The organism is Spongiibacter sp. (assembly GCF_984394615.1).
The window spans coordinates 21,321-48,193 of record NZ_CFHTQA010000021.1 but is presented as its reverse complement, the minus strand read 5'-3'; the positions used below and the strand labels follow the sequence as shown (position 1 = coordinate 48,193).

The following is a 26,873-nucleotide window of genomic DNA, read 5'->3' as shown; positions in this document are numbered from 1 at the left end:
TTCAGGAAAGGCGCCATGTCCGTATCGTCAGGCCTTGATAAACACCCCCACCCAAAACAGCGGCAGCATTACGGCATTGACTACCTGCTTGCCAGCCACCCCATTATGCGTCGTCTGCGCGCAGCGGGCAGCACCCAGTTACACGGCAATAAAAATTGGGGCGCCGCGTTTCTGCTGATGGATTATCTCCAGCAGCACCCACTGGCGCCCCACAGCCGGGTACTGGATGTCGGCTGCGGCTGGGGCCTGGGCGGCATTTACTGTGCGAAACACCTTGACGCGAGCGTCATCGCCAGCGACGCCGACTCTGCCGTTTTCCCCTTCTTGCAGGCACAAGCAGCCGTCAATAACGTCACCGTCGACTGCCAACCCTGGGCATTTGAGGACATCCCTGACGCGGAGCTGGCTCGGAGCGATTGCCTGATCGGCAGCGACATCTGTTTCTGGGACGATATGGCCGAGGCGGTCTATCAGATGATTGCCCGCGCCGTCGACGCAGGTTGCGGACAAATCCTGCTCAGCGATCCCGGACGGCCGCCCTTCCTGGCCGTCGCCGAAGCCTGTGTCGACGACTTTTACGCCGAGCTGCTGCCTGTCGAAGCCTGCAGCCAGCGCCATCACCGGGGGTTTGTTCTGCGACTGGAGAATCGCTGACCCCGCCACACTGTCGCATTTCTGCAATGACAGTGTCACGAATTTGCAAACGCCGAGGCGTAGGGTGACATTCGAGAGGATGAAACTATGCGCCTGATTCAATCAATTAATCAGTTCGATGTGCGGATGTTTCTGGCTTGCGTCAACACCCGCCATCAGCAACAGCTTTGCCGCGTCGCCTTCGGCGTTTCCAAAAGCGGTGACGGCTACACCCAGTTGTTTTTGCCACTGGGCCTGCTGGCACTGAATGTGCCCGGCAGCGGCTACTTTACCGCCGCCGTGGCAATCTCCTTTGCCGTGTGGCTGCCGCTGTACTGGGTGCTTAAAAACACCTGCCGTCGCCGCCGCCCACCTGCCGCCATCCCGCAGTTCAGTGCGTCGATCATTGCCTCCGACGAATTCAGCTTCCCATCGGGGCACACCGCCGCCGCCTTTCTGCTGGCCACCCTTGCGGTGCTGAGCTTCGGCGCTGTCGCCGCCGGCCTGTTTGTCTGGGCCGCCGCCGTCGGTGCCTCCCGCGTCTTACTCGGCGTCCATTTCCCCACCGATACCGTCGCGGGTGCCGGACTTGGCGTCGCCATCGCACATCTGGGCTATTACCTGGTGACACTGTAGTCACCGGGATACCCATTCCACTCATTGAACGAGTCAAACACAGACAGATGAAAATTTTATACGGCGTGCAAGGCACCGGAAACGGCCATATTTCGCGCGCCCGCATGATGGCCAAACATTTCGCCGACAGGAATGTGGAGGTGGACTATCTATTCAGCGGTCGACCTGCCGAACAATACTTCGACATGGATTGTTTTGGCCGCTACGAAATCCGTCATGGCCTGAGTTTCACCACGGTCGACGGCCGCATCAATACCCTTCAGACCCTGCGCGATGCGCGCCCTCTGCAATTTATCAAAGACGTTAAGCAACTCGACCTGACGCCTTACGACCTGGTGCTGACAGACTTCGAACCGGTCACCGCCTGGGCGGGGCGACTGAAAGCCAAACCCGTTGTCGGGGTCGGCCACCAATATGCCTTCGGTCACCCCGGAGTGCCCGAGGACGGTGTTGATCTACGCAATCGTCTGGTGATGAAACTGTTTGCCCCCGTACGCTATGGCCTGGGCCTGCATTGGCACCACTTTGACGGCCCGATCGTGCCGCCGATCATCAACCCGGAGGAAAGCCGCCTGCCTTCTGCAGGCCACACGGTGGTGTATCTGCCCTTTGAAGACCAGAGCCGCGTCACCGGGCTGCTGCGACAGTTCCCCGGGCAACGCTTTATTCAGTATGCCCCGACGCTCAGTGATCAGCAGCAGGGCAACGTCATGCTGCGCAAAACCAGTCTGCACGGCTTCAAGCAGGATCTGCGCAGCGCCGATGGCGTGATCTGCAATGCGGGATTTGAATTGATCAGCGAATGCCTGCATATCGGCCTGCCGGTACTGGCCAAGCCCGTCGCGGGCCAGTCGGAACAACTGGGTAACGCGGCCACTCTTCGTCAACTCGAACTCGCCAGCATCATGACCCACCTCGATAGCGAAGCGGTTGGAAACTGGTTGGAACAACGCCGCGCACCGGCGCCCCAGAACTACCCCGATGTCGCGGCAGCGATTTGCGACTGGTTGCTGAAAGGTGATTGGCAAAACCGGGACGCGCTGGTCGCCTCGCTCTGGCAGCAGCGCGATGCCTCCGCTCGACTGAACTGCGCCTAAGCCTTGACGAATCACTTACCCCCCAGTGACGAAGACGCTGTTTTCGGACCGCCACCGCTGGACGTGCACAGCGCTCTCGACCCCTATCGCGGTCGCCTGCACCGGCGCCTGCCGGAGCTTCTCAATGTTGAACAGCTCTGTCGGCACGGCGGCGACTTACTGAGCAGCCGCTGCGAAGCCCTGATCGACGTCGACGATTTCAAGCTCCCCCTCATCTCCCTGACGCTGGGCAAACCTGAAACCGCCAAACACTGCCTGCTGCTCACCGGCGGTGTGCACGGCGTCGAGCGCATTGGTACCCAGGTATTAATCGCCTGGCTGGAAACCGCATTGGAGCGCTGCCGCTGGGACCGCCACTGGCGATCACAATTTGAAGACGAAGTGGCGATCATCGCCCTGCCCCTGGTCAACCCCGCGGGCATGCTCCGCAACTCGCGCTGCAATGCCAACAGCGTCGATCTCAACCGGCACGCGCCGATTGACGCCGAAGACCGGGTCCCGTTTCTGGTCGGCGGGCAGCGCCTCTGGCGCCGCCTGCCATGGTATCGGGGACGCTATGACCGACAGGTTGAACCGGAGTTTCAGGTACTGGAATCACTGATTCGCCGACACAGCCAAGCAGGCAGAACGATGATTGCGATCGACTTCCACTCCGGTTTCGGCTTTCGCGATCATCTGTGGATTCCCCATGCCTACCGCAAGGAAGCCATCGACGACATCGGCAGCTACGTGGCGCTCAAACTGCTCTGGGAGCGCAACTTCCCCCACCACAATTACGCCTTCGGCCCCCAGGCAATGCACTATCTCAGTCACGGCGATATGTGGGACTACTTTTATCTGCGCTGTCGCGAACAAGGTGTGAAGCTGCTGCCACTGACACTGGAAATGGGAAGCTGGTTGTGGGTGAAGAAACACCCCCGACAATTGTTCAGTTTTGCCGGGCTGTTCAATCCTACGGTGCCCCACCGCCATGCGCGGGTGTTGCGCGGCCACCTGTTGCTACTGGATTTTATGCTGGCGGCCTGCCGCAATACCGAACAATGGCAGCCACGGGGCGAACAGGAAATGCAGCTTCGCCAGATCGCCCAAAGCCTTTGGTATCGACAACTCGATGACTGAGCTATCGCTGCCCCGGCATTGGCTGTTCCTGCGCGGCCTGTCCCGCGAGAGCGGCCACTGGCAGCCCTTTGTGGATGACTGCGCTGCGCGCTTGGGCTGGCAGTGTCACACGCTGGACTTGCCCGGCTTTGGCAGTGAGCATCAACGCAGGTCCCCGTTGACCATTGCAGAGATCCGCAGCGATCTTCAGCAACGCTTCGCCTTGCCCGACGATGAGCCCTTCGGGATTGTCGCGCTGTCGCTGGGGGGCATGGTCGCCTTGGACTGGCTGCACACGGAACCCCAACGCATCCGCCAGCTTATTTTGATTAACAGCAGCAGTGGTGACTGCCCGGTATGGCAGCGACTTCAGCCCCGCGCACTACCCCAGGTCTTTCGCGGTCTGGTCTCGAGACACGCCAGCACTCAGGAGCAGGCCATTCTGAAAATGGTCAGCAACCGGCACGGCAACAACGCCGCGCTGCTCAGTCGCTACGTCGAGCTGCGCAACCAGCACCCCATCCAGCGCCGCAATGTGCTGCGCCAACTCTGGGCTGCCAGTCGCTTTCGCGCGCCACACACATTGCCCGCCGATCGCTTGCTGTTTCTCGCCAGCCGCGCTGATCACATGGTGAGCTGGCAGTGCAGCCAGCAACTCGCCGACCGCTACCAGGCGCCTGTTGCGCTGCACCAGAGCGCCGGACACGACCTGCCGCTGGATGACCCGGATTGGCTAATCCAGCGCTTTGAAGATATTGCGGGGAAGGAATAAGCAGGCGGCCAGACAGGCCGCCTTCGGGCACAGCTTCTACTGGCCGAGATAGCGCTTGCGACGCGCTGGCTTCATTTTCTCGATATCCACCAGCACCAGACCATCAATACAGTCGGCAAAATCCGGATCGATATTGAAATCGGCAAAGCTGACACCACCGGGCTCACAAAGCTCAGTATACTGCTTGTACAGCGTCGGCACCGAGCAGCCCAGTTCGGCCAGCATGGCCTTTAACTCAGCAAATTCCCGCCGGTAGTCGTCGCCCTTGAAACGCGTAACCGCCGACTCGCTGCGGTAAGGCATTTTTGCGCTGGCCCAGTCAGGATCGACCGCGCCGGACTCGCTGGAAAAATAGCAGCTATAGAATTCCAACAGGGCATCTTTGGCGGCGCGAGGCAGTTCATCACTCAGGCTGACGGGGCCAAACATATAACGCAGCTCGGGGTAGCGAGCCAGGTATTTGCCCACACCCTGCCAGAGGTAATCCAGGGCATTGCGCCCCCAGTAGCGAGGCTGGATAAAACTGCGGCCCAGTTCCACACCCTGCGCAAACACGGCGTTCGCCGCATCGGGCTGGTAGTCAAACAGGCTGGCACTGTAGAGCGTCTGCCCCGGCTCCAATGCCGCGACACGCTTCAGGCGATAGGCGCCCACCAGTTCAAGCTGGTTGTCGTCCCACAGCACGATGTGGTCGTAATAGGCATCGTAGGCGTCTACGTCGCGACGCAGACCCGTGCCTTCGCCCACCGCGCGGAAGCTGATTTCGCGCAGGCGACCGATCTCACGCATGATGCAGCAGTCGCCGCTGTACTCGTAGCGATAAATATCCATGCCATCGCGGTTGCTGCCCAGGTGTTCGCAGTCACGAATGGCGCTGCGCAGTTCCCGTCGGTCCTCCGGGTGCGCTACCGGCTGCGCCTCGGGCATAAAGCAGGGCTCACCACGACGGCGGCGCTTGCCGATCTTGTAAAGGTGGCGCTTGAACAGGCGCACTTTGGCCTGCGTGGTCAGCGGCAGATCGCGGTAGAGAGAAGGATCAATAGCCGGGCCGATGCTGACGCGCACGGTGCGGTTGTTCTGTTTGAACATTTCGCGGATCAGCCACAGTGTCGACAGCGGCTTGGCCAGCAGCGACAGTGCATAGAAAAACACCGAATTCCTGGCGTTCATGTGCACTGGCAGAATCGGCGCATTGGCCCGCTCGGCAAACTTGATAAAGCCCGCCCGCCAGCGACCATCGCGAATGCCCGACGGGCTGAAACGCGAGACTTCACCGGCCGGGAAAATAATCACCGCGCCATCGCCTTCCAGGTGCTCGTGGATGGCCTGAAGATTTTCCCGGCGATTGCGTTTACCACTCATATTGTCCACCGGCAGCAACATGCTGCGCAGCGGCTTGAGGGCATACAGCACTTCGTTAGCCACGACTTTCACATCGCCGCGCACTTCAGATACCAGCTTCAGTAGGGCCAGTCCGTCGAGGCTGCCAATAGGATGGTTGGCAATGATCACCACGCGCCCCGTGACCGGAATACGCTCTTTGTCGAGGGCACTGACCGCGTAGCCAAAATCAAAATAGTTCAGCACCTGCTCGACAAAGTCCCTGCCACGCAGATGCGGGTAATCCCGCTCGAACTGTTTGAACTCGGCCTCGTGAAACAGGTAACGCAGCAGCGCAGTGAGCGTGCGTTTAATATGGGGATTGCCCTTGGCAATACGGGGAAAACGTTCGTCGATAACCGAATCTACGGAAATCATATTGTCACCTCGTTGTTATCCGACCCGTCGCAGCGGCAGCACGTCTGCCACGGGTTTTGCAGCGGGTTCACCAACCCTTGCCAACATCTGGCGGGTCTCGGTCCACTGCAGTAATTCCAGCTCACCGTCCTCGCCCTCAGCCAAGAGCGTGCAGTTCTCAATCCAGTCGCCATCGTTGCAGTACAACAGTCCGTCGATATCCTTGAGTGCAGGCTGGTGGATATGTCCGCAGATCACGCCATCCAGACCGCGCTTTTTGGCTTCCTGCACGGCCGCGGCTTCAAACACGTCGATCACCTGACGGGCATTGGGGATACGCTGCTTGATATAGGTCGCCAGCGACCAGTAGTGATGGCCAAAGCGGCGGCGGAAGAAATTGGCCCAGCGATTGAGAAACAGCAGCAGATCGTAAGCGGCATCGCCGACCAGATTCTCCCAGCGGCTGAGCTGCATGTGTTCATCCAGGCAGTCGCCGTGAAACATCAACAGACGCTTGCCTTTGAGGGTGGTGTAAACCGCTTCTTTGCGGATTTCGATAGGCCCGAAAATATGCCCGACATAGTCGCGGAACGGTTCGTCGTGGTTACCGGGAATGTAAACCACCCGAGTGCCGCTATTGGCCTTGCGAAACAGGGTGCGCAACACCTCGTAGTGACTGGCAGGCCAGTACAGCGTGCGGGACATGGCCCAGAGATCGACCACGTCGCCCACCAGATAAATGGTGTCGCATTCAATGTGATTCAGGCAGTCCAACAGGTACTCGGCGCGGCAATCCTTGAAGCCGAGGTGGATATCGGAAAGCCATAGCGTTTTGTAGCGTTTTACTTGCTCGGTCACACCGGGCGCCTCTGTCGTTAAATTGATGACAGGCTAGAGCGCAACGATGACAAAGGCGGGACGGTTCTGAGGCAGATTTATGACAACCTTGCCCACCGGAACCGGCGGTGGGCAAGGCGTCGTTCAGCTGTCGCGGTTCATGGTGGGCTGGCGGATTAACTGCAACATACTTTGCTGGACATCGGGCCCCAGCAGGGCGACCCAACGCTGGCTGAACAGTTGCAGGCGGGCATCGCAGCGTACCCAGCGCTCGCCGTCACGATTTTCCTCATACAGCAAATTCTGGGCAATCAGGGTATCGAGGTATACCCGGAACAGGTTTTTATCAAAGTATTCCGGCGCTTCCCGTCCGCTGACAATCGACAGCCGCTGGGCCATAACGATCAGGTTTTCTTCCACGGCACTGCGCGGCGCGGCGGTTTCTCCGGGCTCATGCACCAGCAGGAGACTGCTCATGGTGTAGCGCTCAAAGGTCTCACGCAAAATCCTCCCCAGACCGGTCAGCACCGCGTAGGCATTGCTGCCCACTTCCGGGCGAGCCAGCACTGACTCGCCGCGACGCAGCAGCAAGCCCTGCTCGACCAGATTGTCGATATGCCGGTCCACGACATCATCGCAGTTGTTTAAATCGACCCGCAAAAACAACTCGCGCTTGAGGAAGGGCAACAACTGCATGCAGGATTCGCGCAATTCATCGATGCTGACCTGCTCACTGTGGCGGAAGAAACGCGCGATCAGACTGGGCATCGCCAGCACATGCATCACCGAGTTGCGGTAATAGGTGAGCATCACCGCCTCTTTACCTGTGGCGGTAATAATCGGCCCCCAAAGGTGATCGATGCGCGACAGCCCCGCCGTGCGTGCTGCAGCGTCGAGAATTTCCCGCGCGCTGCCCTCCGGCAAGGTGACATCCGCACTGTAGGGCAGGCGCTTCAGCAGCGCGACAAAGGCGTCGATCTGGTTCAGCAGCTCATCTTCGGCCATGGCACGCTGGGGGCTGGACAACAGAATCATCGCCACCAGACCGATGGGGTTAATGACAGCCGCCGAATTCACCCGCTCCATATTTTCCTGGGCGATGTGGTCGACAACCGCAGGGATAAAGCTTTCGTCGCCGCTTTGCAGCTTGCTGCGCCACTCCGGCTCGATGTGGCTCAGGCAGTCTTCCAGCGCAATCGGCTCACCAAAGGCCACATGGGGGCTGCCGTAAGACGACTTGAAAATCCTTGTGGCCTTGAGCAGACCGCCCGCTGATTCGCTCTGCTTGGCGGCACCGCGCAGTTCCTTCACGTAGGACGCGCCTTCCACCAGCTTGTCGTAGCCCACATACACCGGCACCAGCGCGACCTTCCGCGCCGGCTGGGCGAGGAAGCTTTCCACCGTCATCGCCAGCATGCCCTTTTTAGGTGGCAGCAGACGACCGGTACGGGAACGCCCGCCCTCCGGGAAAAACTCCACGGGGTAGCCCCGCCCCAGAATGACATCCAGATAGCTGCGAAACACCGCACTATAGAGTTTCTGTCCGGCAAAGCTGCGGCGAATATAAAAAGCACCGCCCCGGCGCAGCAGACCGCCTACCGGCCAAAAGTTCAGGTTCACCCCGGCCGCAATATGTGGCGGCACCAACCCTTGCGTGTAGAGGCCGTAGGAAATCAGCAGATAATCGAGGTGGCTGCGGTGACTCGGCATGTACACCAATTGCCGATCGTTGGCAGTGCGGTTCAGACGCTCGACATGGTGCAGGCGAATGCCGCTGAAAATCTTGCGAAATACCCAGCTAAGAATCAGATCCAGCACCCGCAAAATCCGCGAGTCGAAATTGGCCGCCACTTCATTGGCCATCTTGCGGGCTTTTTTCTCGATTTTTGCGGCACTGAGTTTTTCTTCGGCCTGCTCCTCCTGCATGGCTTCACGCACAGCGGGCCGACGCAGTACCAGATTGATGATCTCATGCCGCGACAGCAGACTGGGGCCCAGAGAGGCCGTTTTGCGGCGACTGAAGTAGAAACTCAGGGTGCGGGCCAGCAGCACGGCGGCCGCCTGCGGCTCCTGCGTGCGCGCCACCAGCTTCTGGAAATTAACGGGATAGGCAAAGTGCAGCATCACGTTCTTGCGCTGGGCAATAATCACCAGCAGCTTGCGCAGGGCACCGGCGCGCTCACCGTCGCCCAGCAACAGTTTGAGAAACGAGGTTTCGCTGCCGGGGTCACGTCCCCAAAATACCGACACGGGCACGATCTGCAAGCTCTGCTCACCCTGCCCGGCCATCAGCGTTTCCATGGTCGCAGTGCTGCGATCCGCACCGCGATCTCCGGCAATTACCGGCAAATACAGGCAGCCCGCCTTTTCCGCCACAGGCAGTTTGCCGGGCGTACGGTGCAGCGGGGTGAGCCCCTCGGCGCGCAGAATCCGCTCCAGCAGAAACCGGTCCGTCCAGCTATAGGTGCGCAACACATAACACACGGGACGCCCCTCCACCGCGTCACGCAAGCCATCGTCGACCTGCACAATATTGGGCCTTACCAGCGCCAGTACCGGCGTTGACACCAGGCGGCAGAACATGAAAAACAGCTTGGTATACCAGGACATGAATGTGTCGCTTCCCACAGTGGCTTGCCCGATGTCTCAACAGCTGAGCACCCGGTCTGAATAATCAATGCGCGGCAATTTTACCCTGCCAACAGCAACCGCGTCGCCTGTTAGCAGCAATTTCACTCTGCGCACATCGCAAGTGCACAGGGCCCCGCGTACAATCTACGGGTGCTTCGTGACAAAGTATTTGCCCAACACCAACACAAAAGGCCCCGCTATGAGCGCCGTTCCCATCGCCTTCGACAACAGCTACCTGCAATTGCCGCTGCGCTTTTATCACCGCCAGACCGCCAGCCGCACTCCCGATCCGGCCCTGATTTTGCTCAATACTGCGCTGGCAGAGGAACTGGGGATAGATCCCGACTGGCTGCGCAGCCCGGAAGGCGTAGCGGTGCTGTCAGGCAATGCCGTGGCCGACGGCAGCGACCCTATCGCCTGCGTATATGCAGGCCATCAGTTTGGCAACTACAACCCTCAGCTCGGCGATGGCCGGGCACTGCTGCTGGGCGAGGTGATCGATACGCAGGGCCGGCGCCGTGACCTGCAACTCAAGGGGTCTGGCCCCACGCCCTACTCCCGTGGCGGCGATGGTAAATCCCCGCTGGGGCCGGTGATTCGCGAATATCTGCTCAGCGAAGCCATGCACCGGCTGGGTGTACCAACCACTCGAGCACTGTCAGCCATGAGTACCGGCGACAAGGTGTATCGCGAGCGAGCACTGCCCGGCGGTATTCTCTGCCGGGTCGCCAGCAGCCATATCCGCGTGGGTACCGTGCAGTATTTTGCCGCCAGCAACGACGAGGGAGCCCTGCGCCAATTACTCGACTATGTCATTGCCCGGCACTATCCCGCTGCCGCCGAGGCCGATTATCCCTATGAGCAACTTCTCGATGACATTAGCGCGGCACAAGCCGCGCTGATTGCCCGTTGGCAGTCGCTGGGCTTTATCCACGGTGTCATGAATACCGACAATATGCTGCTCTGCGGTGAAACCATCGACTACGGTCCCTGCGCCTTTATGGAGGCCTACCACCCCGGCACCGTGTTCAGTTCCATCGACCATCAGGGTCGCTATGCCTTTGGTAACCAACCCGCGATTGCCCAGTGGAATCTGGTACAACTGGCACAGGCCATACTGCCGATACTGCGCCGTGAAGGAGAGAGCGACCTCAAGCCCGCCGTGGAGCGCGCACAGAACAGCCTGAATGCCTTTACCTCGCAGTTTTTCAGCGCCTATCGACAGCATATGGCCAGCAAACTGGGCCTGAGCCACGCGGATGAGGCCGACGAACAGCGCTATCAGGCGTTTTTACAATTGCTGCAGGATCACGACAGCGACTTCACCCTCAGCTTCCGAGCCCTGCGCGATCGCGCAGCGCAGATCGGCGGTCTGACCGTCAACGATGCGATTGACGAGCTGTTTACCCTGCCCGCTGCCTTTGACGACTGGCTCGCCGACTGGCAACAGCGCCTTGATCAAGATTCGATGTCAGCGAGTGAACGCGACAGCATAATGCGCCGGGCCAACCCGGTCTTTATTCCCCGCAACCACCAGGTGGAAGCCGCCATCGCCGCCGCGTATCAGGGCGACATGGAAGGCTTTATTACCCTGAATCGGGTCTTGAGTCAGCCCTTCGAGTATCGCCCGGAATGGCGTGATTATGCCCTGCCAGCAAAGGACGAAGAACGCGTAGACCAGACCTTCTGCGGAACGTAAGTCTTCACCGCCGTCAGGAACCGTTGCCCCAGTATCCCCTATTTGGGAGATGAGGACGCATCAGCGCTGTGGTCCCCTTGCCTCCTTGAACACTATGTTGTTGCACTGGAGGTAAACATGAACCCGTACAGACTTTCTTCGCTGGCTCTGGCAGCGGTCCTCACCGCCTGCGGAGGCGGCGGCTCATCATCAGGAGGTAGCGGTTCGGAAACACCCGCCGCGGCCAACGTCGGCGTGTTTACCGACAGCGCGGTTGCCGGCATTCGCTATGAAACATCGCCGGGCAACAAAAGCGGCACAACGACGGCGCTGGGCGAATACGACTACTTGGATGGCGATACGGTCACATTCAGTATCGGCGGCATCTCACTGCCTGCGGTCACCGCTACCGGACGCATTACACCGGCCGATATGGCCAGCACCGAACAGGCTGATCAGGTCAGCAATATCCTGCGCTTGCTCCAGTCGCTGGATGACGACGGCAATCCCGACAATGGCATCACGATCAGTGAAGGGATTCACACTGCACTGGAAAGTGCGACGCTGACGCTCGGACAATCGCAAGCCGCTTTTGAAACCGAGTACGCCTCAGCAGTGGGCACCCCAACAGAGAAAACGCTGATCAGCGCCGAAGAGGCAGAGGCCCATTTTGACGCCTCGCGGCAGGCCGATCTGCGCGTTAGCTGGCTATTCGTCGAACCGGCCGGAGAAAGCAGCAATGGCAAAGGCCCCAACGGCGAAGAAGTGAATGTGCTCACCTTCCTCGAGGGTGATCGCTATATCGTCGCTCACAAGTACGGTAACGACGATCAGGGCACCGCAACGGCGGAATGGGGTTACTACGACTGGAACCCGAACACCGGCGATATCACCTTCAGTGCGGTCGGACAATCCGACGGTGACGGCGGTCTTTGCGAAGAACTTGGCGAAGGCTGCGGCCAAGATACCGTTCGCCTGGTCAACGACGAGCTGCATCTGGGTAGCGAAGCCGATGCCACCGTGCCGTTTACCGCCATTCGAACCACAGATCCTGCGGTAGTGGGAAGCTGGTATCTGGCCGAAGCCGACGACGACGAGATGTTCAACGTTGTGGTGATTATGGATGACGGCACTTACCTAGTCAGCCACAACAACCGCGATGGGGGCGACGCCTCGCTGACGGAGGACACCGCCACCTCGGAGTGGGGTGACTACCAGCTCGACAATGGCGTTTTCTCGGTAACGGCCATCACCTCGGAAACGGACGGCGACGGCGGTCTCTCAGATATGACGGCCAACTGCTCCGCCGTTGAATGGGGAGAACTGAACTGTGAAGATGGCGACGAGGATTTCAGACTGTTTCGCGTCGGACGATTCCCCGTTGAACTGCGCATGTTCGACGACGATGGCGAGCGCATTTACAGCAAAACCGCCACAGTAGAGCGCAGCGCCAGTGAGCGTTTTGCCGAGGGCCAAGCCACGTCTTTCCGCTACGAGCTGCCGACGGAGGAAGGCTTCATTCAGGTGAACCTGAACGCCGATGGCTCCGGCACGGTGGACTTCTTCGGCGAAGAAACGAGCAACATCGAGAATGGCTGGCGCGTGAACACGGCGGGCACTCTCGACTACTACGAAACCATGGAAGACGGCTCAACCGGCCACTGGGTCTTTGCTCCGCTCAAGGATCGAAACGGCAAGGATATCGTGCTGGTGACCTTTTCCCACGTCGACGGTGACACCCAACACCTGAGTGGGTTCTTTATCAGCGAACTGAGCGAACCCGACCAGGTCGTACAAGTTAAATAACGCCGGACCCTGCAGGGAGTGGGCAATTCCACTGCCTGCAGGGATTTTCTTTTGGCCGGTCAATCTAGCGCAGCAGCGCTGACAGGATGGTACTGACCAACTCTCCCTGCCGCGTGCAGGCGGTTTTCTGAAATACCTGTTTGAGCTGGTATCGAACCGTGCTGATCTTGCGTCCCAGCGTATCGGCAATATGCTGCAAATCCATTCCCGCCACCAACTGCTCACACACCTGCGCTTCAGCCCAGGTCAAATCAAAATACCCGGCTATCTGCTCTGCGTTAGGCAATTCACGACTGCCCGGTTCATAAATGCTCACCAGCGCGCCACCCGCCAAAAGCTCGCTGCTTTCGATAGGCCGCAATACAAAGATCAGGGGTTGGCGGCCCCGCCGTTTAAGGAACAGCGTTTCTGTGTAGTGGCCCTCGCGGCCGATACTGGCGCGCACCACCTGAGTCGATGCCAGAAAAAAGGCTGATTGCAGCTCATTCTCCGAAAAACTCAGGCGCTCATCACGAATCGCCAGACTGCGCTCCCGGTCGAGCAACAACTGCGCCGCTTTGTTGGAGTACAGCACGGTGGAATAGCTATCGAGCACCAAGGTAGCGTCAGGGAGCACATCAATCACGGCCGCCAGCGACGATGCCGCCTCACTGCGCGATGCCAGTTGGCGATTTAACGCAACGGCTTGCCGTATGTAGGGAACGAGGCGATCCAGAGCCGCAATTTCACTTTCTTGGAACGGACCCTGTTCCACCGTCCTCTGGATGGTAAGCACAACACTGCTGGTTTCCGAACTCTCGACAACAAGCCAGGCGGCATCCAGCATTCCCTGCTCTTCTTCCCAACGAATAGAGCCCTCATCAGGATTGGATTCTTCGACAAACGAAAGTGCCGTCTGGAATGTGCCGGGCTTGTGCCGAATTGCGGTGTTAATCACCACATCAACAGCCACCATATTGCTGTCGATGTACCAACTTAGAAGCTCTTCAGAAAGGCCGTAATACCAGACGTGCTCAATTCTCAGCGGCTTGCGATTGATGACAAGCAACTCAGCCGCATCCCCGCCAATATAAAGAGTGAGCTGCTCAAGGAATCGGTGAAAACCATCCCTATCGGTGAGGGCACTGTACAGTGTCTGGATGAGATCAGGTTCATTATTGTGTTGCAGATGCATAACGCGCTTAGGACCACTTGCCAGTACGTCGGCCGACGGGCGTATTACCGTTTTATTGTCATACTCATCTCGTCGCTACAGCGCGACACAATGCATGCACCATTATGGGGAAGTCAACTCCCTCCCACCCGATAGACCTTCGTCACAAGTTAATGCCTTTGATGACACTTAGTGCCAACGGTATGAATTATTAACCAACCGCAATGTAAAGCCAGTTGGCGGAAGGTGGGCCAACCGCTACCATCAGAAGTCGAATAATAATTAACCAGACAGGACTGCCCCATGAGCAATGCCAGCGCAGCGGCGAGCGACCATCGCCCGGATTACACTCGTCAACCCAACAACAGCAAACTCAAGCACATCCCCGGCAAAAACGGATGGCCGATCATCGGCGTACTGCCCGAACTGCGCAACGACGTTTTCAAGCTGGCGGAGACCCGCTGGAAAGAATTCGGTCCCATTTCACGGGTTCACTTTGGCCCTCAGCCCGGCGTACTGGCACTGGGTCCGGACATGGCTCAGACCCTGTTGCTGGACGGTGATCGCAATTTTTCCACACGCATGGGCTACGATTACGCGTTGCGCCCCTTCTATGGCGACAACCTGCTTTGCCTGGATTTCGACGAGCACAAGTTCCAACGTCGGATTATGCAGACCAGTTTCAAAACCCCGTCCATGCGCAGTTATGTGGAAATCATGAACCCGATTCTTGAGCGTGGCATGGACGCCTGGGTCTTCGATGATAGCTTCCGCTTCTACGAGAGCGTCAAGAACCTGCTGCTGCGCATGACCTGCAAAGTATTTTATGGTGTTGAGGAACACGATGAGGGCTCTGACGAACTGGCCCAGGCCTTTGTTGACATTCTCGATGCTCAGGAAGGCATCATTCGTTTGGATCTGCCCGGCTTGAAATATCACACCGGCAAAAACGGACAGCGCTTCCTGCGCGACTACATCACCAAGCTGATTCCGATTCGCCGCGCCGGTGACGGGCAGGATATGCTCAGCCATATGTGCAAAGAAACCAAACCTGACGGCAGCTACTTCAGCGATGAAGAAATTGTCGATCATGCCAGTTTTCTGCTGTTTGCCGCCCACGACACCACCACCAGCACACTCAACCATCTGATGTACTACCTCGCGAGACATCAGGACTGGCAGCAGCGGCTTCGCGACGAGGGCGCGGCGCAGCACAAGGACTATCTGGACTACGAGGATCTGGGAAATGTGGTGGAGCTCGACGCCGCTTTCAATGAAGCCCAGCGCCTCAACCCCTCGGTGACCGTACTGGTACGCCGCAGCATTCGCGAATGCGAGCTGGCCGGACACCGGATTCCCGCCAATACCATGATTTTCCAGCTACCCATGTTCACCAATCGCATGAGTGATTATTGGACAAATCCACACAGTTTCGACCCCGAACGCTTCTTCCCGGAGCGCGCTGAGCAGAAAGGCCACCCCTTCTGCTTTATGCCCTTTGGTGGCGGCGCCCACAAATGTATCGGCATGCATTTCGCCGCCATGCAGTCGAAGCTGTTTATGCACCAGTTCCTGCGAAAATATGAATTCCGCCTGCCGGACGACTACAAGGTGGCGTTCACCTATATCCCCATGCCCAAGATCAAAGATGGTCTGCCGCTGGTCGTGGAGAAACGTCGCGCCTGAATCGTTGCCCGGCCTCAGGGCCGGGCGACTCCTTCGCTGGCAGGCAGGCGAATTTGTGCACGCAAGCCGCCGCCGTGACGGTTAAAGAGCGTGAGACTTCCGCCATGGCCCTGCACAATGCCTTGCGCAATGGCCAGCCCCAGCCCCAGACCACCACTGCGCTCACTGCGTGAGGCATCGACCCGCACAAAAGGGCGCAAGACTTCGCCCAGCATGGCCTCGGGGATTCCCGGTCCCTCATCTTCCACATCGAGGTAAAAAAACAAATCATCGCGGCTAAGGCTGACCACGGCCCGTCCCCCGTAGCGCAAGGCATTGTCAATCAGATTCTGCAGGGCCCTTCGCAGCGCTACCGGACGGCATTCGACGGTGCCGGTGCCGCGGCTGACATAACTGACCGGCAAGCCCTCCTCGGCCAAGTCATCACAGAGACTCTCAACCAGATTATCCAACTGGGTGCGGCGAGGCTGTTCGCCGCTGGCATTGCCCCGCACGAAATCGATAATAGCAGCCACCATCGTGCGCATATCCACCACCACCCGCTCCAATCCCTCTCGTTCGCGGTCGTTGCTGAGCAGTTCCGTGCGCAGTTGCAGACGGGTCAGCGCCGACTTCAGATCATGGGAAATGGCGGCCACCATCTCTGCCTGACTTTTCAGCAGGCGCTGCACATGGGCCTGCATGGTATTCAACGCTTTCGATGCCTGTACCAATTCCTTTGGTCCCTGCTCCACCAGCGGCGGCGCATCCAGGTTTCTCCCCAAGCGCGAAGCCGCCTCGCCAAACTGCTCAAGGGGGCGAATCAGCCGCCGGATCAACAACCAGGCCAGCAGCAGAGACAGCGCCATGACTAATAGCAGATAGAGGGCAATGGGCTCGTGCAGCAAGGAGCCCGCTTCGGGCAAGCGCGCACGAAAAGCGGCGGTTTCTCCATCGGGAAAACGAATGTTCACCAGCATATCGATGTCATCGCGCCACTCTCCCCGCAATGCCGGGTCGGCACCCCGCAGACAGACGCGAATATCGTAGTCAGGGTGCTGGGAAAACGCCTTATCGATATTCAACGCCACATCGTTCGCGAAGGTATTTTTCAGGCAGGCGTCGTCGACCGTGCTCTGCAAATCATCGTATGCGGCCAGAAAACCCGTTTGCGCAGCCGCCAGAATCTTGCCGCGCTCGGCAGCCGGAAAACCGTAGGCTAAATCGACAATCCCGCTGATACGCTGGGCAAGATCCGCCGCTTCGGCGAGCAATACCCTCTCGTTACGGTGCTGCTCAAACAGCCACAGACTGAGCAGATGCGACAGTACAAACACCGCACTGAGCAGCAACATGCTGCGGGCTTTGAGCGTATCGGGCAGGCGCGGCATCACACCGTGTCGACAGGACAGGAAAACAGGTACCCCGATCCCCAGGCTGTTTTGATAATTTCCGGCTGCTTGGCATCCTCGCGGAGTTTGCGGCGCAGGCGGCTGACGTGGGAATCGATACTGCGGTCAAAGGCGGCACTGTTGCGTCCCTTGGTGAGACTCAACAGTCGGTCGCGGGAAAGGGGAATCTGCGGATTCTGAACAAAGGCCAGTAACAGGTCATTCTCACTGGTGGAAAGCTGTATGACCGTGCCTTCAGCATCCAGCAGCTCCATGCGGGCGGGTTTGAAGTGCCAGCCGGAAAAGCGATAGGCGAATTGTCCGCGGCGGCTGTTGACCCCATTTACCCGGCGCAACACCGCTTTAATTCGCGCGACCAACTCATGGCGCCCAAAGGGCTTGGCGATATAGTCATCGGCCCCCAGCTCCAGACCGACGACGCGATCAATCTCTTCGTCCTTGGCGCTGAGCATAATAATCGGCGGCATCTCCGGGTCTGAGCGCAGCTTCCTGCACAGCGCAAAGCCGTCCTGACCGGGCAACATTACATCCAGCAGGATCAGATCCGCCTGCTGTTGCGACAGGCAGGCAAACATTTCTTCGCCGTCTTCGGCGGTCATCACCTGATAGCCTTCCGTCTCCAACAATTCCGACACCAAATGCCGGATATCGGCATTGTCGTCGACAAGCAAAATACAGGACTGAGGTTCAATACTCATACGAGAAGGCTGGTTTCCTAAAATTTGCCATAGTCTGTCGAAAAGCACTGCGCATTGACAAGCTTTATTAGCATGCAGATAACCGTCGTTCTTAGCGGTCTCGCCACACTTTTTTACAAATCTGACAATACTTTTCTCGACGACAATGCCAACATGCTGGGCGCAAACCAGAAGGAGGTGCCGCGCGATGCAGGATCCAAGCAAGCGCCTAACCCGTATATTTGTAGGGTTTTTTTGTACACTTCTCATGCTCCCTGCGGTGGCTGTTGAAGAGATGTCAGCGAATACACTGCGCGGAAGTTGTACCCGCATGCTGAACGAAAGCGGGGACGTTTATGGCGAAGTGTGTAAAGCCTACCTCCAGGGGTTTGTGAGTGGCAGCACCAAGGTATCGGTTGCCGCACCGCGCTCAGAATTTATGGAGCGCGCTTTGAGAACTCGCGCACCCGGTGGTTCAACAGATATCGACACGCTGAAAATGTCACGGTACTGTTTACCCGAGGGCGTGGGTACCGAGGTACTGGCCCAACAGATTATTGATTCCGAGCAGAATGCCAGGGATGCCGATGCCAGCTCGCTGTTGGAGGCGGTGCTGAAAGCACACTACCCCTGCAAAAACCTATAAAGAATAGACCGCGTGAGCACAGCGCTAGCGCGGATCAACTGAGACCGCAATGCGCCACACCATCAGTCTTTCTCTACTACTCAGCATTATCTGGCTGGCCAATTCGGGCCACTATAACGGTCTGTTGCTCAGCCTTGGTGCCTTGTCAGTGGCGCTTGTCGTGTGGATCTGCCACCGCATGGACGTGGTAGATCACGAATCACAGCCTGTGCACCTTACCCGCAATATTCCCCGCTACTACGGCTGGCTGGCCTGGCAAATCCTGTTGAGCAATATCGATGTGGTAAAACGCATTTGGCGCGGCAATGCGAGTATCGACCCGCAAATGAAAACCCTGCCGGTCGCACAGAAGACCGATTTGGGACGGGTTATCTACGCAAACTCGATTAATCTGACGCCGGGAACACTGGCCGTTGAACTGGACGATGACACGGTATTGGTTCATGCGCTGACCTCGGCCAACATCAACGACCTGGAAACCGGCGAAATGAGCCGCCGGGCCTGTGAGCTGGAAAAATGATGCTGGCAGTTTGTGCAATCACTCTCGTACTGGTCATGCTGATGGCAATGATCCGCGCCTTCGCCGGCCCAACGTTTTTCGATCGCGTTCTGGCGGTCAATCTGTTCGGCACCAAGACCGTATTGCTGATCTCCGTACTCGGCTTTCTATTCGGTCGCCCTGAGTTTCTGGATATCGCGCTGGTTTATGCGCTAATGAACTTCATCAGCGTGATAGCCCTGCTGCGCTACGTGGAATACAGCGAGGGCAAAGACGCCTCATGAGCGAGATCATTCCTATCATCAGCGGCATTCTGTTGGCCCTGGGCAGCTTTCTGATGTTTACCGGTGCGCTGGGGGTACTGCGCTTCCCCGATCTATTCAGTCGCATGCACGCTGCCGGTATTACTGAAACTCTCGCCACCTCTCTGTTGCTAGCCGGGCTGATGCTGCTGGCTGGCTGGGGACTGGTTCTGCTCAAGCTGCTGTTTATTCTGATTTTCGTGCTGTTTACCAGCCCGACAGCGAGCCACGCACTCGCCAAAGCAGCATGGCGCCATCGCGGCCATAACGACGGCGACAAGGAATAGCGACGTGGAACTGTTTATCAATATCTCACTGCTCAGCCTGCTGCTGGCCACCGCCATCGGCATTGTCGTCAGTCGCGACCTGCTGGTGTCAGTGATGCTCACCGGGATCTATGGTTTCCTGTCTGCCAGCTTCTTTGTCCTGATGGACGCCGTAGACGTTGCCTTCACCGAAGCCGCTGTAGGGTCCGGTATTTCACCGCTGCTGATGCTGCTGACGCTGGCCATGGTCGGTCGCTACGAAACCTGCCAGCGCAGCTACCGCTTGCCGGCGCTGATTCTGGTACTCATCACCGGCGGTCTGCTGATTGTCGGCACCATCGACATGCCCGCTTTCGGCACCGCCGATGCCCCCGTTCATCAGCATGTTGCCCCCCGTTACCTTGAAGCTTCTTACGGCGAGATCGGCATTCCCAATGTCGTCACCTCAGTGCTGGCCAGCTACCGGGCCTTCGATACCTTCGGCGAAGTCGTGGTGGTGTTTGCCGCGGGTATTGGCGTGATGTCACTGCTGAGTATTGGCGCGCAACCCGCCAGCGGCCCCCGCGACGACGGTGCCCGGCACCACACAATTCTGCGCGTCGTCAGCAAGATTCTGATTCCGCCCATCATGCTGTTTGCTTTTTATGTTCAATTTCACGGCGATTACGGTCCGGGCGGCGGCTTCCAGGCCGGGGTCATTTTCGCGGCGTCGGTGATTCTCTATACCCTGTTTTTCGGCATCGACCTGGCCCGTCAGGTACTGTCGGAAAACCTCTTGCGCGTTCTCGCGGCAATGGGAGCGCTGCTCTATGGCTCGGTGGGCGTGGTGTCTCTGCTCAGTGGCGGCAACTTCCTCGACTACAACGTGCTGCTGGCAGATCCCATTGCCGGCCAGCATCTCGGGATTATCGTTATTGAAGCGGGTGTCGGCATCACCGTTGCCTCGGTGATGGTGCTGATTTTCTACAGTTTCATCGGACAGCTCAGCAATAAAGACAGCGGAGATACCGCGCAATGAGCCAGTTTCTGACGCATTACAACTACTGGGTGGTGATCGCCCTGATGATGATCGGCTTCTTCGTGGTCATTGCACAAGGCAATCTTGTGAAGAAGCTGATTGGCCTGAACATTTTCCAGACCTCTGTATTCATCATGTATATCAGTGCGGGCAAGGTGTCGGGGGGCAGTGCTCCCATTCTCAGCGACAGCGTGGCGCTGTACTCAAACCCCCTGCCCCATGTACTGATTCTTACCGCCATTGTCGTCGGCATCGCGACCACCGCACTGGGCCTGTCCCTGGTGCTGCGCATTAAAAAAGCCTACGGCAGTATTGAAGAAGACGACATTCAACGGCGAGATCCTTCGTGTTAAGCCATTTACCCATACTTCAGGTTATTGTGCCCCTGCTGGGCGCACCTGCCTGCCTTATTCTAGGCCGGGCCCGTTTGGCCTGGGCATTCTCGCTGCTGGTCAGCATGTTGAGCCTATTCATGGCGGCACTGCTGCTATTGCAGGTCTACGACACCGGAACCATCAGCTATGCGCTCGGTGGCTGGGATGCCCCCTGGGGAATTGAATACCGCATCGACTTGCTCAACGCCTGGCTGCTGTTAATCGTTGCCGGTAGCAGTACTCTGGCACTTCTTGCTGCGCAGACAAGCATCAGCCGGGAAATCGCCGCGGAAAAGCAGGTCTTTTTCTACGTCGCCTGGCTGCTTTGCCTGGCCGGACTATTGGGGATTCTGGCCACTGGCGATGCCTTCAACGTATTCGTTTTTCTGGAAATTTCCTCGCTGTCGACCTACACACTGGTATCACTCGGCAAGGACCGCAAAGCCCTCTGGGCCGCATTCCGCTACCTGATTCTTGGCACCATCGGCGCGACGTTTATCCTGATCGGCATCGGCTTCATGTACATGATGACCGGCACACTGAACATGGCCGATCTGGCCCAGCGACTGCCGGCCATCAATGATTCCTACACCGTCGTCGCAGCGTATGCCTTTATCATCGTGGGCATCTGCCTGAAGCTGGCGCTGTTCCCGCTGCACAACTGGCTGCCCGGCGCCTACAGTCAGGCCCCCTCGGTTGTCACTGTCTTTCTGGCGGCCAGCTCGACCAAGGTGGCGGTCTACCTGCTGATTCGTTTCACGTACACGGTCTTCCCTGCCAACTTCCGCGCCGGGGACTTCCCCCTGTATGACATCTTCGTCGCACTGGGTGTACTGGCAGTCTTTATGGCCTCTGCAGCAGCCATCTATCAGGGCAATATCAAACGCGCCATCGCCTACTCCAGTATCGGTCAAATCGGCTACATGATTATTGGCCTTGGCCTGGGCACCGCGATGGGACTGCAAGCCACGCTGCTGCACCTGTTCAATCACGCATTAATGAAGGCGGCTCTGTTTATGGCCTTGGCGGCGATGATTTATCGCGTAGGCAGTGCGCAGCTTAGCGACATGAAAGGGCTGGGCAAACAAATGCCCTGGACCAGCATGAGCTTTGTGCTGGGCGGTCTGAGCCTGATCGGCGTACCCCTTACCGTCGGTTTTGTCAGCAAGTGGTATTTGGTGAGCGCCGCCGTAGCAGAGGGCCGCTGGCCTGTCGCGTTTCTGGTGGTATTCGGCTCGCTGCTCGCCATCGCCTACATCTGGCGCGTGGTGGAAACCCTGTATTTCCAGAAGCCCAGCGAAACCGCACTCACTGTCAAAGAGGCGCCGCTACCATTTTTGCTGCCGATTTGGCTGCTGATTATCGGCAACCTTTACTTCGGTATCGATACCCGTCTGCCGGTGGTGATTACGGCTGAAGCGGCGATGACGCTGATGGGAGGAACGCCATAATGTTCAGCCCCGCAGATTTGATCAACCTCGCTATAGCACTGCCGGTATTTGCCGCAGTGGGAATCGCCGCCACCGGGCGCTTCCCGAACCTGCGCGAAGCCGTATCGGTGCTCAGCGGCATCGCGCTGCTCGCTGTCAATATCGCACTGTATCAAGCCCATCAGCAGGGCCCTGCCCCCGCTGCACATTGGCTGGACATGCTACCGGGCCTGGGCCTGAGCTTTGAGGTGGAAACCTTGGGCCTGCTGTTTGCGCTGGTCGCCAGCTCCCTGTGGCCGGTAACGGTGATTTACGCCATCGGCTATATGCGCGGTCACAACGAGCAGAACCAGACGCGCTTCTACGCCTGTTTTGCATTGGCGCTGTCGGCCGTCATGGCCATTGCCTATGCCGAAAACCTGCTGACGCTGTTTGTGTTTTACGAAGTGCTGTCGTTAGCGACCTATCCGCTGGTCACCCATGCGGGCACCGACAAAGCCCGCCACGGCGGACGGGTATATTTGGGCATTTTGATGGGCACCTCTATCGCCTTCTTCCTGCCCGCAATCATTATCACCAGCTTTATCAGTGGCACTGTCTCGTTTACGCCCGGCGGCATTCTGCCGGATGACGCGCCCGTCTGGTTGCTAAGTCTGCTGTTACCGCTGTTTGTATTCGGCATCGGTAAAGCCGCCATGATGCCCTTCCACCGCTGGCTGCCGGCCGCCATGGTCGCACCAACGCCGGTCAGCGCCCTGCTGCACGCCGTGGCTGTCGTGAAGGCCGGGGTGTTCAGCGTCGTGAAGATTCTGGTCTATGTGTTCGGTTTGGACACCCTCAGCGAACTGGCAATGACCGACTACCTGCTGTACCTGGCCGCCGCCGGTATTTTGCTGGCCTCGCTGGTCGCGATGCGGCAGGACAATATCAAGGCGCGACTGGCCTACTCCACCATCAGCCAACTGGGCTACATCACGCTGGGCGTCTTGTTGGCCAGCGCTACCGGCGTCATCGGCAGCGCCATGCATATTGCCATGCACGCCGCGGGCAAAATTACCCTGTTCTTCTGTGCCGGTGCCATTTATGTCGCCGCCCACAAAACCCTGGTCAGCGAACTCGACGGCCTTGGCAGAAAGATGCCCTATACCTTTGCCGCTTTCAGCATTGCCGCGCTGTCGATTATCGGTCTGCCGCCCACGGGCGGTACGTGGAGCAAGTGGACACTGATGCTCGGCGCTGTGGACAGCGGTCACCTGTTCGTTATCGCCGTGCTGGCCTTGAGTTCTCTGCTGAACATTGTGTATCTGCTGGAATTGCCGGCCCGCGCCTTTTTGCGCGAACCCGCTGCAGGGCACGACGACCATCACGGCGGTGAAGCGCCGTGGCCATCGTTACTGGCGCTGTGCTTTACCGCACTGAGCTGCCTGCTGCTGTTTTTCTATGCCGGCGCGATCCAGCAATTTCTGCAAGGGATGAACCTCTGATGAAAACGCCCAACGGGCCGGGCTGGTTCGAGAAGCCCGCCAATGTCGACAAGATTGTCTATGCCGTGTGGATCATCTGTGGCCTGCTGGTACTGGCCGAGTTCTTCTACGAAAAGCATCCCCATTTTGCGGCCGAGAGCTGGTTCGGTTTCTACGCCGGTTATGGCTTTCTGGCCTACTGCTTCATCGTGTTCTCTGCCAAGGCGCTGCGTCGCCTGCTGAAACGCAGCGAGGACTACTATGGTGAATGATTGGCTGATGAACCCCGCCTTGCTGATGATGCTGGCGGGCCTGCTGGCGATTCGACTGCCCGCGCGCCTGCTGGGACCGCTGGCGATTGTCACGCCGGCGTTGGGCCTGCTGATGCTCTGGCAATTGCCCGAGGGCGAACACGGTGCCGTAACACTGTACGGCATGGCCCTGACCACTCTGCGAGTCGATGGTCTGAGTTTCGTCTGGGGAGTGATTTTCCATATTGCCGCCATGCTGGCGGGACTTTACGCTTGGCATGTAAAAGACCGGATGCAACAGTCTGCGGCGCTGATATACGCGGGTGCTGCCATCGGTGCGGTACTGGCGGGCGATCTGCTGACCCTGTTCCTTTACTGGGAACTGACCGCATTGTCCTCGGTGCTGCTGATCTGGGCCAATCGCACACCGCGCGCCTACAAGGTGGGCCTGCGCTACCTGATTATTCAAGTGATTTCCGGCCTGCTGCTGATGGCCGGGGCGATTATTTACTACCGGGAAACCGGTTCGCTGGCCTTCGATCATCTGGGCCTGAATGCCCCCGGTGCCTGGCTGATTTTCCTGGCCTTCGGGATCAAGTGCGCTTTCCCGCTGCTGCATAACTGGCTGCAGGATGCCTACCCTGAGGCTACCGTCACCGGCACGGTTGTGCTGTCGGCCTTCACCACCAAACTGGCGGTGTATTCACTGGCACGCGGCTTTGCCGGGGAAGAGATACTGATCACCATCGGCGCAGTGATGACCGCCTTCCCGATCTTCTTCGCCGTCATCGAAAATGACCTGCGGCGGGTGCTGTCCTACAGCCTGAACAACCAGCTCGGCTTTATGGTGGTAGGTGTCGGACTGGGCACCGAGATGGCACTGAATGGTGCGGCGGCTCACGCCTTTGCCCACATCCTCTACAAAGCACTGCTGTTCATGTCGATGGGCGCCGTGCTGCTGCGCGTGGGTACCGTTAAAGCAAGCGAGCTGGGCGGTCTCTACAAGTCCATGCCCTGGACTACCGTATTCTGCATTATCGGCGGCATGTCGATCTCAGCCTTCCCGCTGTTTTCCGGCTTTGTAACCAAATCAATGATCCTCACGGCGGCGGCCGCCGAGCACCATTGGCTGGTATGGGGCGTGCTGCTCTTTGCCTCAGCCGGGGTACTGGACCACTCGGGCATCAAGGTGCCGTTCTTCTCTTTCTTCTATCACGATGCGGGTCACCGGGTGAAAGAAGCGCCACTCAACATGCTGCTGGCGATGGGGATTACCGCCTTTCTGTGTATTGGCATCGGCATTTGGCCGGAGCCACTGTACGCGATTCTGCCCTACCCGGTGGATTACGCCCCGTATACCAGCTACCACGTCATCACCCAGCTGCAGCTGCTGATGTTTGCCGCGCTGGCCTTCTGTGTACTGATACGCAAGGGCTGGTACCCGCCGGAAATACGTTCGGTAAATCTGGACAGCGACTGGCTGTACCGCCGCCTGGCCCCGAAAGTCGTCAGTGGCGTGGGTAGCGTCGTCGTAAAACTGGATCAGGGAATCCGCGCCACCGCCATGCAATGGCTCCGCGCTTTCCTGCAACGCGTTGCCACGCTGAACAGCGATAGCGGATTGTTGGCGCGCAACACAAGTATTGGCAGCATGGTGGCGTGGGTCGTTCTGTTCCTCGCACTGCTGCTGGTACTGGCCCTGTTCAGGCAAGGCGTCTGACCGGGCTTTTGGTGTAATCCCCACCGAAAACGCCCACAGAGCCCCTCTCTCCCGGAAGCAGTGCCAAGTCACTGCTTCTTTCGTTTATCCCCCTCACCAGCGAGATACCCCCAGCTCACCGGCAATAGCCTGCCGAGGCTTCACGAGAGCACTGTTTCACACCGCGCAAACCGTTTGCATTTGCGAAAGCCAAACCCTAAAATGAAATTGATTCTCATTTTATCCTTTATACCTATTTATTGATTCACCATGTCCAAAGACCTCCGGACCAGCCAGTACCTTGTGCTGTACCTCGCGACCGATGCGCGCGCCACTCCTGACCGGACTGCTGCCGCAGTACGGCAATCCATGCGATGAAAAATACGGCGCACTCGCTCGTTTACTGTTTTTGAGACACCGCTATCCACACACGACCGCAATCAATCTCGGCGAGTGTCTATTTCACCATCACAGGAAGATGCTATGACCACCACTGTAAGCCCGGGCCACTGTGCTCGTTTCCGCGCCCTGACCCACGATACTCACGATGTGCTGGACAAGCGCATCATGGCATACAGCCCCTTTTCGGACCGCGAGCGCTATGCGGCTTTTCTTAAAGTGCAGTACTGTTTTCACCGGGATGTTGCCGCCCTGTTTGACAACACCTCGCTCAACACTCTGTTACCCGGTCTCAAAGAACGGGGACGATTTGCCGCTGTCGCACAGGATCTGAAAGATCTCGGGCAGACATTACCTGAGCCGGAAATGCCCCCGGTATTCGGAGAGCAAATCGATCTCCCTACGGCTATTGGCTGGCTGTATGTCGAAGAAGGCTCCAACCTCGGTGGCGCCATCCTGTTTAAAATGGCGGGCAAACTGGATCTCAGCGCCGACTTCGGCGCCCGGCATCTGGCGCCACATCCTGAAGGAAGAGCGCCTAGCTGGCGCGCCTTTATGCAGCAACTGGATGCCATTGAGCTGGACGATAAAGAACAACAACGCGCTAACAATGGCGCCGAAGCGGCATTCACTCAGGTATTATCCTACGTGGAGCGCTATTGCCCGATATCATGACAACTGAGGTTACCCCAGA

At 58.3% G+C, this 26,873-nt stretch carries 25 protein-coding genes; 19 read left to right on the top strand and 6 right to left on the bottom strand.

The genetic code is table 11. The features are described 5' to 3' along the window. Window positions 1-15: 15 nt before the first annotated feature. The 5 genes from AC5DB9_RS09670 to AC5DB9_RS09650 all read left to right on the top strand — a co-directional run bounded on the left by AC5DB9_RS09670 (window position 16) and on the right by AC5DB9_RS09650 (window position 4,236). Complete coding sequence (locus AC5DB9_RS09670) at window positions 16-654, top strand: class I SAM-dependent methyltransferase (RefSeq protein ID WP_272991301.1); 639 nt, start codon at window positions 16-18, stop codon at window positions 652-654. A gap of 87 nt (window positions 655-741) precedes the next feature. Next, window positions 742-1,269, top strand: a complete 528-nt coding sequence (locus tag AC5DB9_RS09665) for a phosphatase PAP2 family protein (protein ID WP_022957750.1) — start codon at window positions 742-744, stop codon at window positions 1,267-1,269. A gap of 47 nt (window positions 1,270-1,316) precedes the next feature. Further along, the gene (locus AC5DB9_RS09660) at window positions 1,317-2,366 is read left to right on the top strand and encodes an MJ1255/VC2487 family glycosyltransferase (protein ID WP_272991303.1); all 1,050 of its coding nucleotides are present in this window, start codon (window positions 1,317-1,319) and stop codon (window positions 2,364-2,366) included. Window positions 2,367-2,369: 3 nt separating this feature from the next. Further along, window positions 2,370-3,485, top strand: coding sequence for a DUF2817 domain-containing protein (locus tag AC5DB9_RS09655; protein ID WP_272991304.1), 1,116 nt, complete (start codon window positions 2,370-2,372; stop codon window positions 3,483-3,485). After that, complete coding sequence (locus AC5DB9_RS09650; protein WP_272991305.1) at window positions 3,478-4,236, top strand: alpha/beta fold hydrolase; 759 nt, start codon at window positions 3,478-3,480, stop codon at window positions 4,234-4,236. Before AC5DB9_RS09655 ends, AC5DB9_RS09650 begins: the two co-directional genes overlap by 8 nt. 36 nt (window positions 4,237-4,272) lie before the next feature. Here the strand turns inward: AC5DB9_RS09650 and olsF are convergent, their stop codons facing one another. The 3 genes from olsF to plsB form a co-directional block, all read right to left on the bottom strand. Then, window positions 4,273-5,994, bottom strand: coding sequence for a bifunctional ornithine lipid synthase OlsF (gene olsF / locus AC5DB9_RS09645; RefSeq protein ID WP_272991306.1), 1,722 nt, complete (start codon window positions 5,992-5,994; stop codon window positions 4,273-4,275). Between the two features lie 15 nt (window positions 5,995-6,009). Then, on the bottom strand, window positions 6,010-6,831 hold the full coding sequence (locus tag AC5DB9_RS09640; protein WP_272991308.1) for a UDP-2,3-diacylglucosamine diphosphatase: 822 nt from the start codon (window positions 6,829-6,831) through the stop codon (window positions 6,010-6,012). Between the two features lie 123 nt (window positions 6,832-6,954). Continuing rightward, window positions 6,955-9,420, bottom strand: a complete 2,466-nt coding sequence (gene plsB / locus AC5DB9_RS09635; protein ID WP_272991309.1) for a glycerol-3-phosphate 1-O-acyltransferase PlsB — start codon at window positions 9,418-9,420, stop codon at window positions 6,955-6,957. Between the two features lie 220 nt (window positions 9,421-9,640). On the opposite strand from plsB, the gene AC5DB9_RS09630 reads away from it, so the two are divergent. Both AC5DB9_RS09630 and AC5DB9_RS09625 read left to right on the top strand, forming a co-directional pair. After that, the gene (locus tag AC5DB9_RS09630) at window positions 9,641-11,140 is read left to right on the top strand and encodes a protein adenylyltransferase SelO (protein ID WP_272991310.1); all 1,500 of its coding nucleotides are present in this window, start codon (window positions 9,641-9,643) and stop codon (window positions 11,138-11,140) included. 117 nt (window positions 11,141-11,257) lie between these two features. Next, window positions 11,258-12,925: a hypothetical protein gene (locus AC5DB9_RS09625; RefSeq protein WP_272991311.1), complete on the top strand. Its 1,668-nt coding sequence runs from the start codon at window positions 11,258-11,260 to the stop codon at window positions 12,923-12,925. A 64-nt stretch (window positions 12,926-12,989) separates the two neighbouring features. On the opposite strand, the gene AC5DB9_RS09620 is transcribed toward AC5DB9_RS09625, so the two are convergent. Further along, window positions 12,990-14,099, bottom strand: a complete 1,110-nt coding sequence (locus AC5DB9_RS09620; RefSeq protein ID WP_272991312.1) for a helix-turn-helix transcriptional regulator — start codon at window positions 14,097-14,099, stop codon at window positions 12,990-12,992. Between the two features lie 282 nt (window positions 14,100-14,381). On the opposite strand from AC5DB9_RS09620, the gene AC5DB9_RS09615 reads away from it, so the two are divergent. Next, the gene (locus AC5DB9_RS09615) at window positions 14,382-15,764 is read left to right on the top strand and encodes a cytochrome P450 (protein ID WP_272991313.1); all 1,383 of its coding nucleotides are present in this window, start codon (window positions 14,382-14,384) and stop codon (window positions 15,762-15,764) included. A 14-nt stretch (window positions 15,765-15,778) separates the two neighbouring features. Here AC5DB9_RS09615 and AC5DB9_RS09610 read toward each other — a convergent pair whose 3' ends face one another. Next, window positions 15,779-17,134 (bottom strand): ATP-binding protein, encoded by a 1,356-nt coding sequence (locus AC5DB9_RS09610; protein WP_272991353.1) that lies wholly within the window; start codon window positions 17,132-17,134, stop codon window positions 15,779-15,781. Continuing rightward, window positions 17,134-17,853 (bottom strand): response regulator, encoded by a 720-nt coding sequence (locus AC5DB9_RS09605; RefSeq protein WP_022957760.1) that lies wholly within the window; start codon window positions 17,851-17,853, stop codon window positions 17,134-17,136. The genes AC5DB9_RS09610 and AC5DB9_RS09605 overlap by 1 nt, the downstream gene beginning before the upstream one ends. 274 nt (window positions 17,854-18,127) lie before the next feature. Here AC5DB9_RS09605 and AC5DB9_RS09600 point away from each other — a divergent pair, with 274 nt between their 5' ends. The 11 genes from AC5DB9_RS09600 to AC5DB9_RS09550 all read left to right on the top strand — a co-directional run bounded on the left by AC5DB9_RS09600 (window position 18,128) and on the right by AC5DB9_RS09550 (window position 26,854). Further along, window positions 18,128-18,478, top strand: a complete 351-nt coding sequence (locus AC5DB9_RS09600; RefSeq protein ID WP_272991315.1) for a Rap1a/Tai family immunity protein — start codon at window positions 18,128-18,130, stop codon at window positions 18,476-18,478. Window positions 18,479-18,527: 49 nt separating this feature from the next. After that, the gene (locus tag AC5DB9_RS09595; protein WP_272991316.1) at window positions 18,528-18,998 is read left to right on the top strand and encodes a Na+/H+ antiporter subunit E; all 471 of its coding nucleotides are present in this window, start codon (window positions 18,528-18,530) and stop codon (window positions 18,996-18,998) included. Further along, window positions 18,995-19,261: an MrpF/PhaF family protein gene (locus AC5DB9_RS09590; protein ID WP_028968111.1), complete on the top strand. Its 267-nt coding sequence runs from the start codon at window positions 18,995-18,997 to the stop codon at window positions 19,259-19,261. The genes AC5DB9_RS09595 and AC5DB9_RS09590 overlap by 4 nt, the downstream gene beginning before the upstream one ends. Beyond that, entirely contained in the window at window positions 19,258-19,566 is a 309-nt protein-coding gene (gene mnhG, locus AC5DB9_RS09585) for a monovalent cation/H(+) antiporter subunit G (protein ID WP_272991317.1), read from the top strand. The genes AC5DB9_RS09590 and mnhG overlap by 4 nt, the downstream gene beginning before the upstream one ends. Before the next feature lie 4 nt (window positions 19,567-19,570). After that, window positions 19,571-20,563: a DUF4040 domain-containing protein gene (locus AC5DB9_RS09580; RefSeq protein ID WP_272991318.1), complete on the top strand. Its 993-nt coding sequence runs from the start codon at window positions 19,571-19,573 to the stop codon at window positions 20,561-20,563. Further along, the gene (locus AC5DB9_RS09575) at window positions 20,560-20,916 is read left to right on the top strand and encodes a cation:proton antiporter subunit C (RefSeq protein WP_022957766.1); all 357 of its coding nucleotides are present in this window, start codon (window positions 20,560-20,562) and stop codon (window positions 20,914-20,916) included. The genes AC5DB9_RS09580 and AC5DB9_RS09575 overlap by 4 nt, the downstream gene beginning before the upstream one ends. Next, window positions 20,910-22,388: a monovalent cation/H+ antiporter subunit D family protein gene (locus AC5DB9_RS09570; protein ID WP_022957767.1), complete on the top strand. Its 1,479-nt coding sequence runs from the start codon at window positions 20,910-20,912 to the stop codon at window positions 22,386-22,388. The genes AC5DB9_RS09575 and AC5DB9_RS09570 overlap by 7 nt, the downstream gene beginning before the upstream one ends. After that, window positions 22,388-23,851, top strand: coding sequence for a proton-conducting transporter transmembrane domain-containing protein (locus AC5DB9_RS09565; RefSeq protein ID WP_272991320.1), 1,464 nt, complete (start codon window positions 22,388-22,390; stop codon window positions 23,849-23,851). The genes AC5DB9_RS09570 and AC5DB9_RS09565 overlap by 1 nt, the downstream gene beginning before the upstream one ends. Further along, complete coding sequence (locus AC5DB9_RS09560) at window positions 23,851-24,102, top strand: hypothetical protein (RefSeq protein ID WP_272991321.1); 252 nt, start codon at window positions 23,851-23,853, stop codon at window positions 24,100-24,102. Before AC5DB9_RS09565 ends, AC5DB9_RS09560 begins: the two co-directional genes overlap by 1 nt. Continuing rightward, window positions 24,092-25,801: a Na(+)/H(+) antiporter subunit D gene (locus tag AC5DB9_RS09555; protein WP_272991322.1), complete on the top strand. Its 1,710-nt coding sequence runs from the start codon at window positions 24,092-24,094 to the stop codon at window positions 25,799-25,801. The genes AC5DB9_RS09560 and AC5DB9_RS09555 overlap by 11 nt, the downstream gene beginning before the upstream one ends. A 462-nt stretch (window positions 25,802-26,263) precedes the next feature. Then, complete coding sequence (locus AC5DB9_RS09550; RefSeq protein ID WP_272991323.1) at window positions 26,264-26,854, top strand: biliverdin-producing heme oxygenase; 591 nt, start codon at window positions 26,264-26,266, stop codon at window positions 26,852-26,854. Window positions 26,855-26,873 lie beyond the last annotated feature (19 nt).